This is a genomic window from Collinsella aerofaciens ATCC 25986, assembly GCF_964259375.1.
GTDB classification, from domain to species: Bacteria; Actinomycetota; Coriobacteriia; order Coriobacteriales; family Coriobacteriaceae; genus Collinsella; species Collinsella aerofaciens_BO.
Map to the genome: position 1 here is coordinate 81,568 of NZ_CAXVJM010000009.1, position 16,968 is coordinate 98,535.

At 55.5% G+C, this 16,968-nt stretch carries 10 protein-coding genes; 5 read left to right on the forward strand and 5 right to left on the reverse strand.

Features of this window, described 5'->3' with window-relative positions; genetic code table 11:
• Positions 1-20 precede the first annotated feature (20 nt).
• Complete coding sequence (locus ACEXKH_RS05655) at positions 21-1,067, forward strand: hypothetical protein (RefSeq protein WP_373573403.1); 1,047 nt, start codon at positions 21-23, stop codon at positions 1,065-1,067.
• 232 nt (positions 1,068-1,299) lie between these two features.
• Here ACEXKH_RS05655 and ACEXKH_RS05660 read toward each other — a convergent pair whose 3' ends face one another.
• The 3 genes from ACEXKH_RS05660 to ACEXKH_RS05670 are packed head-to-tail and all read right to left on the reverse strand — an operon-like array spanning position 1,300 to position 5,551.
• Positions 1,300-2,334: a hypothetical protein gene (locus ACEXKH_RS05660; RefSeq protein ID WP_373573404.1), complete on the reverse strand. Its 1,035-nt coding sequence runs from the start codon at positions 2,332-2,334 to the stop codon at positions 1,300-1,302.
• Positions 2,335-2,342: 8 nt separating this feature from the next.
• Entirely contained in the window at positions 2,343-3,416 is a 1,074-nt protein-coding gene (locus ACEXKH_RS05665; protein WP_373573405.1) for a hypothetical protein, read from the reverse strand.
• A 2-nt stretch (positions 3,417-3,418) separates the two neighbouring features.
• Positions 3,419-5,551, reverse strand: a complete 2,133-nt coding sequence (locus ACEXKH_RS05670; protein WP_373573406.1) for a hypothetical protein — start codon at positions 5,549-5,551, stop codon at positions 3,419-3,421.
• Positions 5,552-5,697: 146 nt separating this feature from the next.
• Here ACEXKH_RS05670 and ACEXKH_RS05675 point away from each other — a divergent pair, with 146 nt between their 5' ends.
• Complete coding sequence (locus tag ACEXKH_RS05675; RefSeq protein ID WP_373573407.1) at positions 5,698-6,288, forward strand: macro domain-containing protein; 591 nt, start codon at positions 5,698-5,700, stop codon at positions 6,286-6,288.
• A 70-nt stretch (positions 6,289-6,358) separates the two neighbouring features.
• Here the strand turns inward: ACEXKH_RS05675 and ACEXKH_RS05680 are convergent, their stop codons facing one another.
• On the reverse strand, positions 6,359-8,482 hold the full coding sequence (locus ACEXKH_RS05680; RefSeq protein ID WP_373573408.1) for a hypothetical protein: 2,124 nt from the start codon (positions 8,480-8,482) through the stop codon (positions 6,359-6,361).
• A 206-nt stretch (positions 8,483-8,688) separates the two neighbouring features.
• On the opposite strand from ACEXKH_RS05680, the gene ACEXKH_RS05685 reads away from it, so the two are divergent.
• On the forward strand, positions 8,689-9,399 hold the full coding sequence (locus ACEXKH_RS05685) for a TetR/AcrR family transcriptional regulator (protein WP_373573409.1): 711 nt from the start codon (positions 8,689-8,691) through the stop codon (positions 9,397-9,399).
• A gap of 11 nt (positions 9,400-9,410) precedes the next feature.
• Positions 9,411-14,195, forward strand: coding sequence for an acyl-CoA dehydratase activase-related protein (locus tag ACEXKH_RS05690; RefSeq protein WP_373573410.1), 4,785 nt, complete (start codon positions 9,411-9,413; stop codon positions 14,193-14,195).
• Between the two features lie 347 nt (positions 14,196-14,542).
• Here ACEXKH_RS05690 and ACEXKH_RS05695 read toward each other — a convergent pair whose 3' ends face one another.
• On the reverse strand, positions 14,543-15,499 hold the full coding sequence (locus tag ACEXKH_RS05695) for a LysR family transcriptional regulator (RefSeq protein ID WP_373573411.1): 957 nt from the start codon (positions 15,497-15,499) through the stop codon (positions 14,543-14,545).
• Between the two features lie 760 nt (positions 15,500-16,259).
• Here ACEXKH_RS05695 and ACEXKH_RS05700 point away from each other — a divergent pair.
• The gene (locus ACEXKH_RS05700) at positions 16,260-16,898 is read left to right on the forward strand and encodes a radical SAM protein (RefSeq protein ID WP_373573412.1); all 639 of its coding nucleotides are present in this window, start codon (positions 16,260-16,262) and stop codon (positions 16,896-16,898) included.
• The last annotated feature ends 70 nt before the right edge of the window (positions 16,899-16,968 follow it).

Genomic DNA, 16,968 nt, shown 5'->3' on the forward strand with positions numbered 1-16,968 from the left:
AGCTCTGGGAAGGAGTCCACATGGGTCGTCAAGAGATACTTTTTAATCCGGTGACGGAAGAGGACGATGGGGTAAAGCGAGCTGCCAATCCATATTTGTTTGACCTGGACCAGAATGGATTCCCGGTTTTTAGTGACAAGAATATCCGATTTGTTCAGACCATGATTGATCACAATTCGTCTTATGACATAGCAGACGAAACATTGATTGGCAAAATGTATAGCGACGTTCTTGGCGGCGATGAGGATGCTATTAAACAGGCTGTTTACTACACCAATAAAGTGAACTCAACACACTTAGCGGTGCTGGGAAAGAGATATAGCGATGCAGTCAAAGCTGGCGAAATCAAGAACGTTGACCCAGAAATTGATATTCCTCAACTTGAGGAAAAATACATAGAGAGTTCTGAAAAGGGAAATAGTTCTAGTAGTCGGAAGCCTAAATGGGTGCTGACCGGTGGTGCAGCGTTAACCGCTCGTGAGATTATCAAAAACAAAGATAAATTAATAGAAGCCTTGAAGGACGATCCGAATGGCGGAAATGAGCGCGGAGACGCCGAGGCGGTGTATCTTATCGCTCGATATGCTGAGAATCATTTGCGTGATGAGGGTCTCACCGACTTTAAGAAAAACAATATTTCATTTGCATCGAAATTCTGTCATCACACATGTATAAAAAGCGGGCTTAGGGATAGGTATTGTATCTACGATTCCGTTGTCGGGGAGGTTCTCCCTTATTATATTTGGGCCTATTCCGATCGGACTGATATCGAAAATATGAGCTATTCAAAGCTGAAAAAGTTGATTTCGGATTATGTCAATGACGATTCGCCTTTGGGTTACCGGAAGTACCGTGAGCTGTATAGAAGTGTATGCGATGGCATTAACCTCTGGCGAGGCGAGCATTCGAATGAATTTTCGTATGAGTCTCCGTCAGATTTCTCTCTGACGATCAAACCGGTTGAAGATAGCATTGGCTTTCAGGAGGTTGATAGGCTTATTTGGTACTACTTCAAGGGTCGCCGTCTTGACGATGCCAAGAAGGAAATGAAGAAAATCGTCAAGTAAGTTCAACGTTCGATTGATTAATGGGAAAGACGCCGCTTAAGCGCGATATTAAGTACTGGCTTGGGCAGGCTTAAGGTATGGCCATTATTAATCAAGCTGTTTGGATATTTTTACTAGAGCCGTGCCTGGGCTGGGTGCGGCTCTTCTCGTGACAATGAGGGTTGGAGCACCGCTTGAAGAGCGCGAACAAAACCAGTTATTGAGGGTCGCTATAGTCCATCTCTGGTGTCCGTCAGCGTGCGCGATGCCGATATATGTCCAGACAAACCGGCCCCCTCTCCTTATTGCCGGTGCACTCTTCTAGCAAGCCTTCTATCCTGTCCAGCTCGACCGTTTGCAGGGTCGCGTATTCTTCCGGCAAAGGTTGCGTTGCTTTTCTCGCTCTGAACACAGGCGACAGCATCAGGTTCGTGTGTGCCCATCCGGCAAAACAGCTGCCGTAGGGGATTGATCCACAGCTGATCTGCCCATTGCCATCAAGATACAGACAGTCCAATTTCGAGTTTGCCACCAGGCAATAGCAAGGTCCCGGCGCCCATGGCCGGCAGTCGATCTCAAGAATGTCGCCCTTTCTGTACGGCGTGGGCAGGTCGACATATGCCCCCTTGAACCACGGGCCAAAGATTCCACCCACAATGCAGTCGAGCACCTCGCCACATTCGCCCTCTTCTTCCCTGCAGATGTACTGGATTTCACCGGAGGCGTTCGCGTAGTAAGTGTAGTCCGGCTGCAGAAAGCCGTCGTATGGATATGAACAGCTCGGGTCGTTGACAAGGTTGAACAGCTCGATCATCCAGTATGAGGACGATAGATCTGTCATTTCGCTCCACTTGTCCGCGTATGCCTTCATTGCCGTAAGGGCGGCCTGCCACGATGCTACGGGGAAGGGGCCATGCGTGATGGCGGATCCCACTTCGTCGTCGACAAAGCTAATTTCGCTAATAAGCAGCACTTTCCTGTTTCCGTCGACGGCCTTTAGCGCGTTCAGGCAATCATCGATGTAGTCGGTACAAATCTCTGGTCCGTACCAATCAAAGGTTTCGCCTGACGAGCTGCGCTCGGCAGCAACCAGCCTGCTGAGCATCTCCCGTTTGCGGTTGATTTCTATCGACGCGCCACCGATGATTTGCGTGTAATGATCACCACTCAGGAGCTGCGGATTATGCAGCAAATGCTCTCGCAGCTCCGGAGATTCGATCAGGTTGATTATTTCTTTGTGCACGATAGTCTCCGGGTTATCGGCGTAGCCCCTCGTGGATTCGGACATGACGACCTCTATTCAAATAACTGCGGATACTTTTCTTTGAGCGGCGCCTGATCAAGACGCAGCTCTTCTAGGTTGCGCCTGGCCTTGGATTCCATCCTTATGGTGTCAATAAACGCTACAAGTGAGTCGACATACAGGTCGCCGCGCAGGTAGGCCTGGGCTGCGACTAAAATCCGCTGCTCGTTTTTGAGCGGCTTGCGGTAGTACTCAAGATTCAGGTAAAGCGGGTCTGGCTCGCCGATGTAGAGGGGAAACGTCTCGTTGTAGGTAATCGAGCAGCCAGTGGCACGCATGTTGCTGATATCCCCTGCATGGCGATAGTGCTCGAGGCGTTGCTGCGCATGATCAAGCCATTCGTCAGAACGGTCTGCCTGCCGAAGCTCTGCCTCAAGCTTTGTCCGGTCCCACGTGGACAGATCGAACAACGTGAACGGCTCACGGGCACTGCCTTGCGGCGTCCAGACGATGTCGCCGGTGTGAAACGGCGTGGGGATATCGACCCAGATGAACTCGAATGCGATCTCCCAATCGTTCTCAACGGGGCCGGCGGAAGGACAATAGACGGAAAGAACCTCGCCTTTGCCGTTCACCATGAGCCAATCTTCCCGGCGATGAGCTTCATCGATATCGAGCGGGCACCGGGTGATGCGTGCGCGTGCCTCTGGACGGCTCGCCAGTTCATCATCACCGCGCAACGCCTCGGCACATTTCTCATAACAGCTGAATGGCGCGCCGAAGGCCCCGCAAAGTTGCCCGTCGGGCACAATCTCCTCTTCATACTGATAAACGTAGCCCGTCCCACTCGTAAACGCATCGACGCACCGTTTGTTGTAATCGATTGTCCAGCGCAAGAAGGCATGGAAATCAGGGATGGCCGGCCTTCCAAGACCGGCATGGGTTGCCTCCAGCGAACAATTGGGCATGGTTCGGGCGATCTCCTGCCAGGCTTCGCACTTATGCTCGAGCGTAGCGGTCTTCGAAAACCAAACGAGATAGGCGGCTTCGACGGTGCTAGGCCGAAAATCGATGCTACGCAGGTGCTCCCGAATGTCCCGGGAGTCGACGAAATCCAAGATGTCCATGGCTAGCTCCTCTTTGTTTTGAATCGTGCCGGCGGGGCTATCGTGTCATCGAACAGCTCCGGATAGCGGGTCTTGAGCCAGCCGTCTTCCCCTTCAAGCCGCTCGGCTTTTTTCTTGACCAGCGCCTGCGGCTCGAAAAGACTTGATAGCGCAATAAGTGAGTCAAGACCCAGATTGCCGTCGAGATATGCCCGCACGCCGTACAGAATTCTCGCCTCCGGCTTGAGCGGGGTACGGCAGTATTCCATATCGAGAAGAAAACAACTCGGCTCTCCGATATAGACGGGGTACTCCAGGGGATATTCAATCTGACAGCCGTAGGCGTACATGTCGCTCGTATCGCCATTTTGCCGATGGTGCCTGAGCAGGTCATCGGCCTTTTTTGCAGCGCCCTCCCTGTAGGTGGAAGGCGGAAGCTCGTCTATGACCCGCTGTGTGGTCCATGTCTGCATATTGAGGAGCAGCATGGGGTCGCCAGGGTCGCCGTGACGACAAATGATGTCGCCGGCGTGGAATGGCGTCGGGATGTCAAACCACATCAACTCAAAAGCGAAAGTGGGGTCTTCGCCCTCGCGTTCTTTGTCGATGCAACGCAGCTGGCAATCCATGACCTTGCCATTTGCGTCGAGCATGAGCTTATCGGCGGCATAGTAGTCTTCGTCCGGATCGATCGGGCGGCGTGTTACTTCAATCGAGGTAGGATTCTCCTCCTCAAGCTCATTCCAGATTGCCTCGAAACATTTTTCGTAGCTGGTGTAGGGGCCATAATTGCACCCGCTCTCATGGGGACTTCCCGTCTTGTCCTCAAAGAAATACATGTGCTTGCCAGGCTGTTTGAACTGGGCAATTATCTTGCGTTCCCATTTGATGACGTCGCGGAGAAAGACATGGAAGTTGGGGATATTGAACGTGCCGTATCGCCTGCTCATCGCACAATTGGGCATGTTTTCGAGAATCTTTTGCCAGGCCTCGATCTTCTGTTGCAGCGTCTTTTCGCTCGAACGGTCGACGATGAACGCCGCCTCGGGTGTGGTGGGCTCGTAGCTGATGTCCTTTAAGTGTTCCTTGATGTCGGGTGAGTCGAGAAACTCGAGAATGTCCGAACGTATGGCGTTGGCGCCGGCGCCGGCCGATGTGCGGTATGGCTGCAGGCAATCGTGTACGAACGATCCGTCCGACCATTGTTTGCCGTAGCTGGGGTCATCGTGCAGCTTTTTCGAGAGTTCGAGCATAAAGGAGCAATCATCGGGCAATTCGCCGGTATAGCGTTCGGCGGTGTAGAGCGCAGAGGGTGTGAAGTCGTCGAGGAAGCCGTCCGTGAAATCCCTCAAGCGGAGATTGCCTTCCTCAACGCCGTAGATTTTGCTCGGATAGGCGCACCAAACCTGGCCTTTGAACGAACTATCGTAGTCGTCTTCGAGCACGATGGCGAAACGGGGACCGTGGTCGAAGGGCCGACTATCGATCTTGATGATGTCGCCGGGGGACCAGGGAGTGTAGAAGACCTCACCATTGGCACAGAAGTGCTTGCTATTGTTCCACGGCAAGTGATCGATGCTTTGATGCGGAGTCCGCTGATTCCGGCGGTCGCTCAAAAAGACCAAATCGCCCGTCATGGTCGCGGCGAATATCAGCGAGGCTTGAGCGCGCGGACGGTCGTGTAAGTCTTCGGCGGTATAGAGCTTAATCTGCCAGAATGATTCGGACCAATCTTCATCGGGGTCGTCATCGACGCATTGCTTCATGAGGGTTTGCGCAGCTTCCCATGAGGCAACGGGGAAGGGGCCGTCAAAGGTGTCGTGCCCGCGCTCATCTTCACTGTAAAACATGCCGGAGACTAGCAAGATACCGCGGTCACGGTCAACGTTGTAAAGCATATCGAGTGCAGTGTCGAGTTGTTCGAGGCCGGAGTCGATCGCCTCGGCGTAATCCGATGAGACCTCTTTGCGAAGCTGCTCGAGCATGGTCCGTTTTTCGGCGAGCGTCTTGAGGGAGCCGCCGATGATTTTACAGAGGGAGCCATCTGCCATTCCCATGTGTTTGAACATATGAGCACGCAGCTCATCGTCCTTGATGCAACTGCAAACGAGCTCCCTGCCGGCATCGGTGATCACGGTATCTGCTTGGCTGTCCATAGCAACCTCCAATTCGGTCGTTGCCGTTAGCATCTACCAGAGGTTGTGATTTTTAGTCCCATTAACGGGTCTGATATGAATCTCACGTCAAACATACTTCTGGAAATGCACTGGTACATGGGTGTGCGCGTACTGAAAGGATTGCCATGGAGAATATGATGCTGGATCTTGTGACGAATAGCGCCGGTATGGCGGAGGCCTGGGAGGACACATTTAGGGGCTACAGAGGCATTGCGGTGCATTGCTGTGATTTTAAGGCGTTTGTCGAACAGCAGCCTGAAATCGATGCCGTCGTATCGCCGGCGAACTCATATGGCTTGATGGATGGCAATTACGACCTAGCGATAACCGATAAGTATGGACCGGAGCTTGCCGAACGAGTGCGAACGGTTATTATGGAGCGGTTTTACGGAGAGCAGCCGGTTGGTACGAGCTTTTCAGTTCCAATTCCCGGGCACGAGGACATTCTGCTCATACACACTCCGACCATGCGGGTCCCCACTCCCATCGTTGACTCTTTGGTTGTCTATCAATGCATGAGGACAACGCTTATAGAGGCAATGCGAACTTCGCGTCAGCGAATCGTGGTTCCCGCGTTCGGCGGAGCGTGCGGATTTCTTCCGTTCAAGAAAATAGCCATGCTCATGTGGGAGGCCTATCTTCAAATCGCCGAACCTCCCGCAGAAATCACTTGGGAATACGCATGGTCGCGCAATTTGGAGGAATGGTACCGCTGACGTGCCGATAAACGGCATATCGAAGCGTAACAGAAGGGGTCGCCGCCGCTAGGGCGTCGACCCCTTAATCCTAGCAACCGGTATTATCTCCCTTTAGCAAAGGGTCTATCGTCGCATCGAACAGCTCCGGGTAGCGGTCCTTGAGCCAACCGTCTGCATCCTCGAAGCCGCGGACCTTTTTCTCCGCTAGCGCTTGTAGCTCGTTTGCGCTGGCCATCGCGGCGAGTGAGTCAACCGCCAGGTCGCCTTTGACATATGCCCTGACGCCGTAAAGGATTCGCTCCCCTGACTTGAGCGGCTTGCGGTAATAGTCGATGTCCAAAAGAAAGCCCTCAGGCTCACCAATGTAGAAGGGGAAATGCAAGGCGGATGAGACTTGGCAGCCGTAGACGTACATGTCGCTGGCGTCGCCGTCATATCGGTGCCAGCGCAATAGCTTGTCGGCCTTTTGAACGAGGCGCTCTTTGTAGACGGAGGAGGCCAGCTCCTTGTCGGCTCGTTCGGATCCCCAAGTTTGCAGGTCAAACAGCACCATCGGCTCGTCGGGGCGTTGGAGGTTGCAGACGATGTCTCCGGCATGGAAAGGCGTCGGGATATCAAACCACATGTCCTCGAAATCGCTGGCGGTGCCCGCCTCGTCCCACTCGCTTTTGTTGCGGTAATCGCAAGACATTACTTCGCCGTTCGCATTAAGTAAGACCATGTCGTCGGCATAGTGGTCTTCGTCTGGGTCGATGGGACGACGAGTGATCCTGATGGCTTTGGGATCGTCACCGTCGAGCTCTTTCCAGATTGCATCGAAGCACTTTTGATAGCTGCTGTACGGGCCGTAAAGACAGCCGCCCTGCCCGCGCCGGTCCCACGAGTAGTCCTCAAAGAAATACAGGCTTTGACCGTCCGTCCTTTTAAAGCGTGCGAGCTTTCTTTGCTCCTGTCTGATGACATTGCGCAGAAAGGCATGGAAGTCCGGGATGTTGACCGTGTCATTTCTGCGGCTCATGGTGCAATTGGGCATATTGTCGATAATCTTTTGCCAGCCTTCGAGCTTTTGCTGCAGCGTCGCTTTATGCGAGCAATTGACAATGAAAGCTGCTACGGGCGTGGTGAGCTTGTAGTTGATTCGTTGAAGATGCTCCTTAATGCTGCGCGAGTCCAAAAACTCAAAGATGTCCGGACGAATATCCAGCTCACTTTGGCTGGTATGCTTGCGGTGCGGCTGCAGGCAATCGTGTCCGACCGAGCCTTCGGACCACTGCTTGCCGTAGTCAGGGTTGTCGTGCAGCTTCTGCGAAAGTTCGAGCATAAAAGCGCAGTCGTCCGGCAGGTCGCCGGTGTAGCGCTCGGCGGTGTAGAGGGCAGAGGGGATGAAGGGGTCCAAGAGACTGTCGCTGAAGGTGCCGGATGAAAGCGAACCCTCCTTAACGCCGTGATATTTGCTGGGGCCTGCACACCAGATCTGTCCTCGGAGCGTGTGCTCGTAGTCGTTTTCGAGCACAATGGCAAAGCGAGGCCCGTGGTCGAAAGGCCGACCGTCGATTTTGAGGATGTCGCCCGGTACCCACGGCGTGTAGACGGGCTCGTTGTTCGCGCAGAACCGCCTGCTATCGTTTCGCCAGGCGCTTTCGACATGCGATCTGCGAGTGCGGTGATTGCGCAGATCGCGGAGGAATATGAGCTCGCCATCCTTGGTTGCCGCAAACGACAGGGAGGGCTGCGCCGTTTGATGCTCGTGCAGGTCTTCCGAGGTGTAGAGATTGATCTTCCAGTACGATTCGGACCAGTCGTCGTCAGGATACTCTTCGATGTAGCGCTTCATGAGCGTTTGCGCGGCGTCCCACGATGCGGTGGGGAAGGGACCGTCGAGGGCGTCGGCGTCGCGCTCCTCCTCGTTGTAGAACATGACGTGCAGTAGGAGGATTCCGCGGTCACGCTCGATGTTGTGGAGCATATCGAGTACGCTGTTGAGCTGGGCGAGATGGGAGTCGATATCTTCGAACAGCTCCGGCGAAACCTCCTTGCGGAGTTGCTCGAGCATGGTGCGCTTTTCATCAAGCGTCTTAAGAGAGCCGGCGATGATTGGCGCCGGCCGGTATAAGTATTTGCGCATGTGGTCTCGCAGCTCTTGGCTTTTGATGCAGCTGAGGACGAGGTCTTTGCCGGCATCGGTGATGCCATCGCTTGCCTGATTGTTCATGTCGGCCTCCTTGTCGATTGTTACCGGCATGATGCAACAGGTGTGGAGGCCGTCGGTCCCATTAACGGGACCAGGAGAGAATGGAATGTGACAAAAGGACTGCCATTTGTCACATCAAAAATATTGCCTTTACGTGTTGATGCACACGGTGTGCAATAATACTCGCACTGTGCAATAGCGCACAGGTTGAGTAACAAGGAGGACGCTTGTCCCAGCTCGAGAAATGCGATCGCCGGTCCCTTCGCTCGCAGCGTGCCCTTCGCCAGGCACTTGCCAGCGAGCTTGCCGAAAGCGGCGACCTTTCACGCATTAATGTCGCGTCGCTCACCGAACGCGCCGGCCTTACGCGCCGCACGTTCTATTCGCACTACCGCGATATTCCCGACTTTATCAATCAAATCGAGGACGGCTTGCTGGCCGAGATCCGTGAGCGCATTGAGCTCATCACCGCAGCTCAACTACCCGATCTCTATCACAACATCGATGAGCTCGAGCCGGCGCCCGGTTCGGTTGAGCTGCTGCGTTATCTTGCGGCCAACCGCGACTTAATCGGTGCGCTGCTGGGTCCGGGCGGCGACCAGGCCTTCATTAAAAGGATTATCGATACCGCGCGTGAGGCTGTGGTGCCGCGTGCGCAGACGGGCATTTTGGGCCTGGCGCTGGGCACGTTCTTTGACTACTACGTCACCTACGTCGTGAGTGCCGAGGTCGGCATGATTCAGCGCTGGTTTGAGCGCGGACTCACCGAATCGCCCGAGGCCATGGCGCGCATTATGACGGTGCTCGCTTTTGTGCGCCCTGGTGACCTGTATGGCCAACCCATCGATATCAACGTGCCAGAATACGGCATGAAGCTATTGAACTTGCAGCTCGAGGACACGGCCGACACCGCCGCAACCGTCGAGTCCAACAACTAAGAGGAGAGACAATGAGCAAACTCGTCGAGGGCATCAAGGACCGCATGGTCGCTGCTGCACGCGAGGCCGCGCCCACCGTGGTGGATGCCGCGCAGAAGGCCGCGACCGCGGCTGCCGAGAAAGTTGCCGAGGCAGTTGCCGATGCCAAGAACGCGGCAAGGGAGACGTCCGTCGCTAGCGAGCTCGCCACTGCCACCGAGCCCGCAGTCGCCACCGCCGCCCACGCCCCCGAAGGCGCGATCTTCAACCCCGAGAACGCTCGTGGCAACCTGCATTTGGGCATCGACGTGGGCTCCACTACCGTTAAGCTCGCCGTGCTCAACGACGACAACCAGATCGTCTACGCCAAGTACCAGCGCCACCACACCGACGTCCGCGCCTGCGCCCGCGACTTGTTCGAGGGTGCTGCGACCGTGCTGCCGACGGCCCAGATGACCTGCGCCATTACCGGCTCGGGCGGCCTGCTGCTTTCCCAATGGCTCGACCTGGAGTTTGTCCAGGAGGTCATTGCCAGCAAACGCGCCGTCGAGACCCTTATCCCGGCCACCGATGTCGCCATCGAGCTGGGCGGCGAGGACGCCAAGATCATCTACTTCGACAACGGCATCGAGCAGCGCATGAACGGCACCTGCGCCGGCGGTACGGGCGCGTTCATCGACCAGATGGCAACCCTGCTGCACACCGACGCGAGCGGCCTCAACGAGCTCGCGGCCAACGCCACCACCATCTATCCCATCGCCAGCCGCTGCGGCGTCTTTGCCAAGACCGACGTCCAGCCGCTGCTCAACGAGGGCGCCCGCCCCGAGGACGTGGCCGCCTCCATCTTCCAGGCTGTCGTGACCCAGACCATCTCGGGCCTGGCTTGCGGCCGTCCCATCCGCGGCAACGTCGCCTTCCTGGGCGGCCCGCTGCAGTACCTCTCCGAGCTGCGCCACCGCTTCTACCTCACGCTCAACCTGGACGAGGAGCACCGCATTGTGCCCCAAAACGCTCACCTGTTTGTGGCGAGCGGCGCCGCCATGGCGCACGAGTCCAACAAGCTCAGCACGTTCCCGCAGCTCATCGAGGCCATCGATGCCCTGGGTGACACACAAGGTGCCGAGGTCGAGCGTCTGGATCCGCTCTTTGCCAACGACGAGGACTTTGCTGAGTTCAAGACCCGCCACGACCAGGAAGTCGTCCCCAAGGGCAAGCTCGAAGGCTACACCGGCCGCGTGTTCATCGGCATCGACGCCGGTTCCACCACCATGAAGGCCGCGCTCGTGGGCGAGGACGGCCAGCTGCTGCACACCTGGTACGGCAACAACAACGGTGACATCCTGGGCACGGCCAAGGTCATCATGGCCGATTTCTACAACCACATCCCCGCCGGCTGCACCATCGGCCACGTGACCACTACGGGCTACGGCGAGGCGCTGCTCATCGAGGCGCTCAAGGCCGACTCCGGCGAGATCGAGACCGTTGCGCACCTGCGCGGCGCCAAGGCATTCCTGCCCGGCGTCGAGTTCATCCTGGACATCGGCGGCCAAGACATGAAGTGCCTGCGCGTCAAGGACGGCGTTATCGAGCACATCATGCTCAACGAGGCCTGCTCGTCGGGTTGCGGTAGCTTTATCGAGAGCTTCGCCGTCTCTATGAACATGGACGTGTGCGCGTTCGCCGACGCCGCCATCCATGCCAAGGCCCCGGTCGACCTGGGCAGCCGCTGCACGGTCTTTATGAACTCGCGCGTCAAGCAGGCGCAAAAGGAAGGCGCCACGGTGGGCGACATCGCGGCCGGCCTGTCCTATTCCGTCATCAAGAATGCCCTGTTCAAGGTTATTAAGCTGCGCGATCCCAAGGAGATCGGCAGCCAGGTGATCGTTCAGGGCGGCACCTTTATGTCCGACGCCACACTGCGCGCATTTGAGCAGCTCACCGGCGTGCATGCCGTGCGTCCCGACATTGCCGGCTGCATGGGCGCCTACGGTGCGGCCCTGCTCGCCCGCGATCGCGCCGGTGCCGACGGCACTTCGACCATTCTTTCTGCCGAGGACATCGCGCACCTCACCGTGACGCAAAAGCATGTCCGCTGCGGCCGTTGCTCTAACAACTGCCAGCTTACCGTCAACGACTTTGGCGGCGGCAGGCGCTTCATTACCGGCAACCGCTGCGAGAAGGGCGCTGGCCACAAAAAGCAGAAGACTGAGGCCCCCAACCTCTTCAAAAAGAAAAACGAGCTGCTCTTTAACCGCGAGATCCTGAGCCCCGACGAGGCCCCGCGCGGCACCGTCGGCATCCCGCGCGCGCTCAACATGTACGAGAACTACCCCTTCTGGCATGCGTTCTTTACGCGCCTGGGCTTTAGCGTGCAGCTGTCCGACCAGTCGAGCAAAAAGACTTACCAGGCGGGCATCGAGTCCATGCCGTCCGAGAGCGTGTGCTATCCGGCCAAGATGAGCCACGGCCACGTGATGAACCTCATCGACCGCGATGTCGACTTCATTTGGATGCCGTGCGTGCGCTGGGAGCGCAAGGAGGATCCGACCGCCGGCAACTGTTACAACTGCCCCATTGTCATGAGCTACCCCACGGCGTTGGCGCTCAATATTGACGAGATTCGCGAGCAGAACATCGAGTTCCTGTACCCGTTTGTGCCCTATCACGATAAGACCGAGCTTAAGCGCCGTCTGTACCAGGTGCTCGCCGTCGACCGCGTGGCCGATGCTGAGACCGGTTGCGGTCGCGTGCGCGGTCCCAAGATCACGCGCTCCGAGGTCGATGCCGCCGTCAACGCTGCCTTTGAGGCCGATGCGCGTTTCCACGAGGACATCCAGACCATGGGCGAGGAGGCTCTTAAGTGGGTCGAGGACCATGGCGGTCACGGCATCGTGCTCGCCGGTCGTCCCTACCATAACGACCCCGAGATCAACCACGCCCTGCCCGAACTTATCTCGAGCTTTGGCTTTGCGGTCTTTACCGAGGATTCGCTTGCGCATCTGGTAAAGCCCGAGCGTCCGATTCGCGTCGTCGACCAGTGGATGTACCACAGCCGCCTGTACGCCGTCGCCCGTTTTGTGACGATGCGCAACGACCTGGACCTGATCCAGCTCAATTCCTTCGGCTGCGGCCTGGACGCTCTGACCACCGATCAGGTGCAGGAGATTCTGGAAGCCAGCGGCAAGATCTACACCGTGCTTAAGATCGACGAGGTGTCTAACCTGGGTGCCGCGCGCATCCGCATCCGCTCGCTCATGGCAGCGCTCAAGGACCAGGAGGCCGAGCGCCTGGCCGATGCCACGGCCGCGGGCGAGGCCTACGAGCAAGGCGATGCCGCGCCGGTGGCGCCCTCCACGGATGCCCCCGCGTTCGCGAGCCGCAAGTACACGTTTGAGGCGCAGCGTGAGAGTGCTTCGACCGCGTGGCCCAAGGTGCCCTTTACCGAGCAGATGCGCGAGGAGGGCTACACCATCCTGTGCCCGCAGATGGCGCCGATTCACTTTGACCTGGTCAAAGAGGTGTTCCGCGGTGCCGGCTACAACTTGGAGCTGCTGCCCTCGACCGACCACGATGCCGTCGAGGCTGGCCTGCGCTACGTGAACAATGACATTTGCTATCCGTCGATCCTGGTGACGGGCCAGATTATGGAGGCCATCGAGAGCGGTCGGTACGACCTGTCCAAGACGGCCGTGGTTATCAGCCAGACCGGCGGCGGCTGCCGTGCCACCAACTACATCGCACTCATCCGCAAGGCCCTGCGCGAGAGCGGCCACCCCGAGATCCCGGTGATCTCGCTTTCGGCCGTGGCGCTCGGTGAGGACAACCCCGGCTTTAAGATTACGCCGGCACTGCTTAAGCAGGCAGTCTACGCAGTGCTCTTTGGTGACGTCATGATGCAGATGCTCTATCGTTGCCGCCCGTACGAGGCCACGCCCGGTGCCGCCAACGCACTCTACGAGGAGTACATGGCGCGCGCCCGCAAGCTGGCGCCCAAGTTCAACCGCCACAACTACACCAAGCTGTGCCGCGAGGCCATCCGCGCGTTCGACACCATGCCGCTCGTGGGCGAGGGCACCAAGCCGCGCGTGGGCGTGGTCGGCGAGATCCTGGTCAAGTTCCATCCCACGGCTAACAACCATGTGGTCGACGTGATCGAGCGCGAGGGCTGCGAGGCCGTAGTACCGGGTCTGCTCGACTTCTTCCTGTACTCCATGAGCAACGCCGAGCTGCAGAAGGATGAGCTGGGTAGCTCTGCTACCACGCGCGCTGGTATGCAGGCGCTCATCAAACTCGTGGACTGGATGCGTACGCCGGTGGAGGAGATGCTCGAGAAGTCCCGCCGCTTCGAGGCGCCCGAGCGCATCGGCACCATGGCCGATAAGGCCCGCACGGTGCTTTCGGTGTGCAACAACATGGGCGAGGGCTGGCTGCTCACGGCCGAGATGCTCGACCTGATCGATCACGGTGCGCCCAACATCATCTGCACGCAGCCCTTTGCGTGCCTGCCCAACCACGTGGTGGGCAAGGCCGTGATCAAGGAGCTGCGCCGTCAGCACCCCGAGAGCAATATCGTCGCGGTGGACTACGACCCCGGTGCATCCGAGGTCAACCAGCTCAACCGCATTAAGCTCATGATCAGCGTGGCCAAGGAAAACATGCGCGCCGGCAAGGGCTTTAAGCTCGAGAAGGTGGCGCCGCTCGCGATGGACGAGGTCACCGGCCAGATGCGTGCCCACGATGGCTGCGTGAGCTGCGGCTCGGTCGACGAGAGTGCCGTGGCGTCGGTCGCTGAGCGCCTGGGACGCGGTGTGAAGTAGCTAAATTATTCCGACGCTAACAGCGGCTTGCCGAAATAGCGTGTGAGGTGCGGTGGCGGCCATCTGGCTGTCGCCGCGCCATCTTTCTCTGGCTTGGTCTAGGGCGCTGCAGACAATGAATGGTGCGGTCAGTGCTCGGCTCAACCCGCTGAGAAGGTGGGACAGAGCCGTTTATTTCGGAAGTGGGGCACAGGCTTGCGGGTGGTGAGTGGGTCACTGATTTGGCAAGAGTCTGTCAGGTCCTCGTTGTTTTCTCTCGGAAAACTTCAAAAAACATGGGCTGACCCACGTTTCTGTTCTGGCGGAATACGTTGCTGCTTTGCATGGAATTAGCATGCCCGTCATATTCAGCTGGAAAGGTCTCCTCTTTCAGCGCTTTTTAAACATCGAGAGAGCCGGCGTGCCTCAAGTTGAATGCAGCTTATCGCGTGATGAGTCTGCGCTTGGGTATCGTTTGAATTTGAAACGCAGTAAAAAGGGATTGATATTCTGTCTTGTTCGCTTAGGCAAACGATTTTTGCTGGATAGCCTATCCTGATTTGAGACGCTTGTGAGGCCATGGTCAGAATAATCCCATGCTTATTAATCAGAAAATCGGACAAATTTTGCTGGTCTGCTAAGTTAATATTCTCGTAGGAAGGGGAAAGGCCCAGATGGTTAAATACTGAGTTTATTCTCTTTCGACAATATCGAATGTCACAGGTGTTTGCAATTGGATATCGAGCCACCGCGTTTAGATTTGCCGTTGCGCGACTGGCTAATGGGTGACTGCTTTCAACTAAGAGGTTGACTTCGGCATTCAATAAAAAATGTGATTCAAAAAGATTGGTGTCTACTTGTCCAGCGACAATTGCAATGTCGATTTGTCTGTCAAGTAGAAGGGATAAACACGTTCCGCCGTCGTCATATCTGGAAACAGTAAACTTACCGCCCTTATACTTTTTCGAAAGCCTGTTCAGTGTGGGCTGGTTGAACCAGCTTGCGAGTATTGGTGCTAGTCCGACTGCAACGCGTGTCAAACGTGTCTGGGTTATTTTTATCTTTTCACGCGTGATTTGCGCATACGCTTGAATTCCCTCAACTGAAGCTAGTACATCTAATGCTATAGGAAGGATTTCCTCTCCATAGTTTGTTAGATGTAGAATACTGCCTCTTTTTTCGAACAGCTTCAGACCAAGTTCAGATTCCAATGCTCGAATGCCTTTTGAAACAGCTTGCGGCGAAACGCTTAATATAGTTGCTGCATCCGAGTAATTCTGATAATCAAATACCTTTATGAAATACTGCAGCTGAACAACATTCACCAGAATTTCCTTAGGTTGAATTTTAAATCAGTCTAAGTGTAAATTAAATAATGTTAAACAAGGCAAACAAATTGTTTCATCTAGTACAAAAAGTTATCAAACAGCTTTTGACTTTTTGACCAAAGTATAACTAGGCCTAGAACGAGAAAGGAGCCATTGTGGATTGGATACAGCCAACTCAAACACCTAACGATATTGCTTTGCTATCAAGTTGGTGTCCTTGTCAGGGCGCAAAATGTCAAGGGCGCTGTAATCCCTGGGGGATGTGTGCCGTGTACACGGGCGGGAATTGCCGCGCATTTCAACATTGCGGTATACACGTTAGCTAGGAGCTCCGATGGAATATATTCAAAAGCCAGTGAATACTCAGATGCCTGCTTCGTCTCGAGATATTTCTACGTGTGTGTCCTGTGCAGCACATATTTGTTGGAGTTATTCAGGGGGAGGACCGTGTGGCCTGAGGATCTGCATTACCAAATTTTGTGGCTGGAATTACTCCTAATGGCAGGTTGAAATATTGAAATATGCAACGGAGTAGAAATGAAACAGTCTCGCTTTAATGTAATCGATAAAGGGAATCAACCTACGCTGGCATATAACTCGTACTCTGGTGCAATCGTTGCGTTGGATGCAGAATACGAGAAGGGGGCTTTTTGAGAATGGAGCTAATTGCCCTTCGGAGATTGTCGATAATTTGACGGACGCGGGGTTGTTGGTTCCCGACGGACTTGACGAGATCGAACATTTAAAAGAGATATCGTTGGCCTGTCGCATGCAATCAAAATCACTTTCATTTACGATAGCCCCGACATTGAATTGTAACTTCAGATGTCCGTATTGTTATGAGAACGGCAAGCGTTATGGCTCAATGAGCGACCGATGTGTCGATCAGGTAATAAAGCATATCAATGGCATGGTTATAGACAATCAGGCGGAAAGTTTGCAGATTGCCTGGTATGGCGGCGAGCCTTTATTGGCGATTGAGACGGTGGAGAAGATTACGCGCGGAATCCGAAGTGATGAAATCTTATTTAACGCCAGCATGGTGACCAATGGCTATTTCTTAGATGGGAAAACGGCGGAGTTGCTTGCAAAAAATGGGGTTACGCACGTTCAGGTAACTGTCGATGGTCCGCCTGAGATACACAATCGAAGAAGATGTCTTCCTTCTGGCGGCGATACGTTCAACCGTATTATTGATAACGTAAAAAGGGCTAGTGCGTACTTTGATGTCATCTTAAGAGTCAATGTTGATCCGTCGAACGGTGATCAGATTGATCGTTTGGTTGATTCGCTTGATCGTAAAGGTCTTCGTAATAAAGTAAAACTATATTTAGCGGCAGTAGATGATATAAATGGGACGTGCGCTAACTCTCCATGCTATTCAGAGGATCCTTGATTCTCATTTTCATTGCAACAGCCTCAGGACTCAGCGCAACGCGTTGCGCTGAGTCCTGAGGCGCGAATCC

What these genes read in the sequence shown, in the direction of transcription:
- ACEXKH_RS05655 (WP_373573403.1), top strand. Translation starts at nt 21, where the DNA reads ATGGGTCGTCAAGAGATACTTTTTAATCCGGTGACGGAAGAGGACGAT.
- ACEXKH_RS05660 (WP_373573404.1), bottom strand. Translation starts at nt 2,334, where the DNA reads ATGTCCGAATCCACGAGGGGCTACGCCGATAACCCGGAGACTATCGTG.
- ACEXKH_RS05665 (WP_373573405.1), bottom strand. Translation starts at nt 3,416, where the DNA reads ATGGACATCTTGGATTTCGTCGACTCCCGGGACATTCGGGAGCACCTG.
- ACEXKH_RS05670 (WP_373573406.1), bottom strand. Translation starts at nt 5,551, where the DNA reads ATGGACAGCCAAGCAGATACCGTGATCACCGATGCCGGCAGGGAGCTC.
- ACEXKH_RS05675 (WP_373573407.1), top strand. Translation starts at nt 5,698, where the DNA reads ATGGAGAATATGATGCTGGATCTTGTGACGAATAGCGCCGGTATGGCG.
- ACEXKH_RS05680 (WP_373573408.1), bottom strand. Translation starts at nt 8,482, where the DNA reads ATGAACAATCAGGCAAGCGATGGCATCACCGATGCCGGCAAAGACCTC.
- ACEXKH_RS05690 (WP_373573410.1), top strand. Translation starts at nt 9,411, where the DNA reads ATGAGCAAACTCGTCGAGGGCATCAAGGACCGCATGGTCGCTGCTGCA.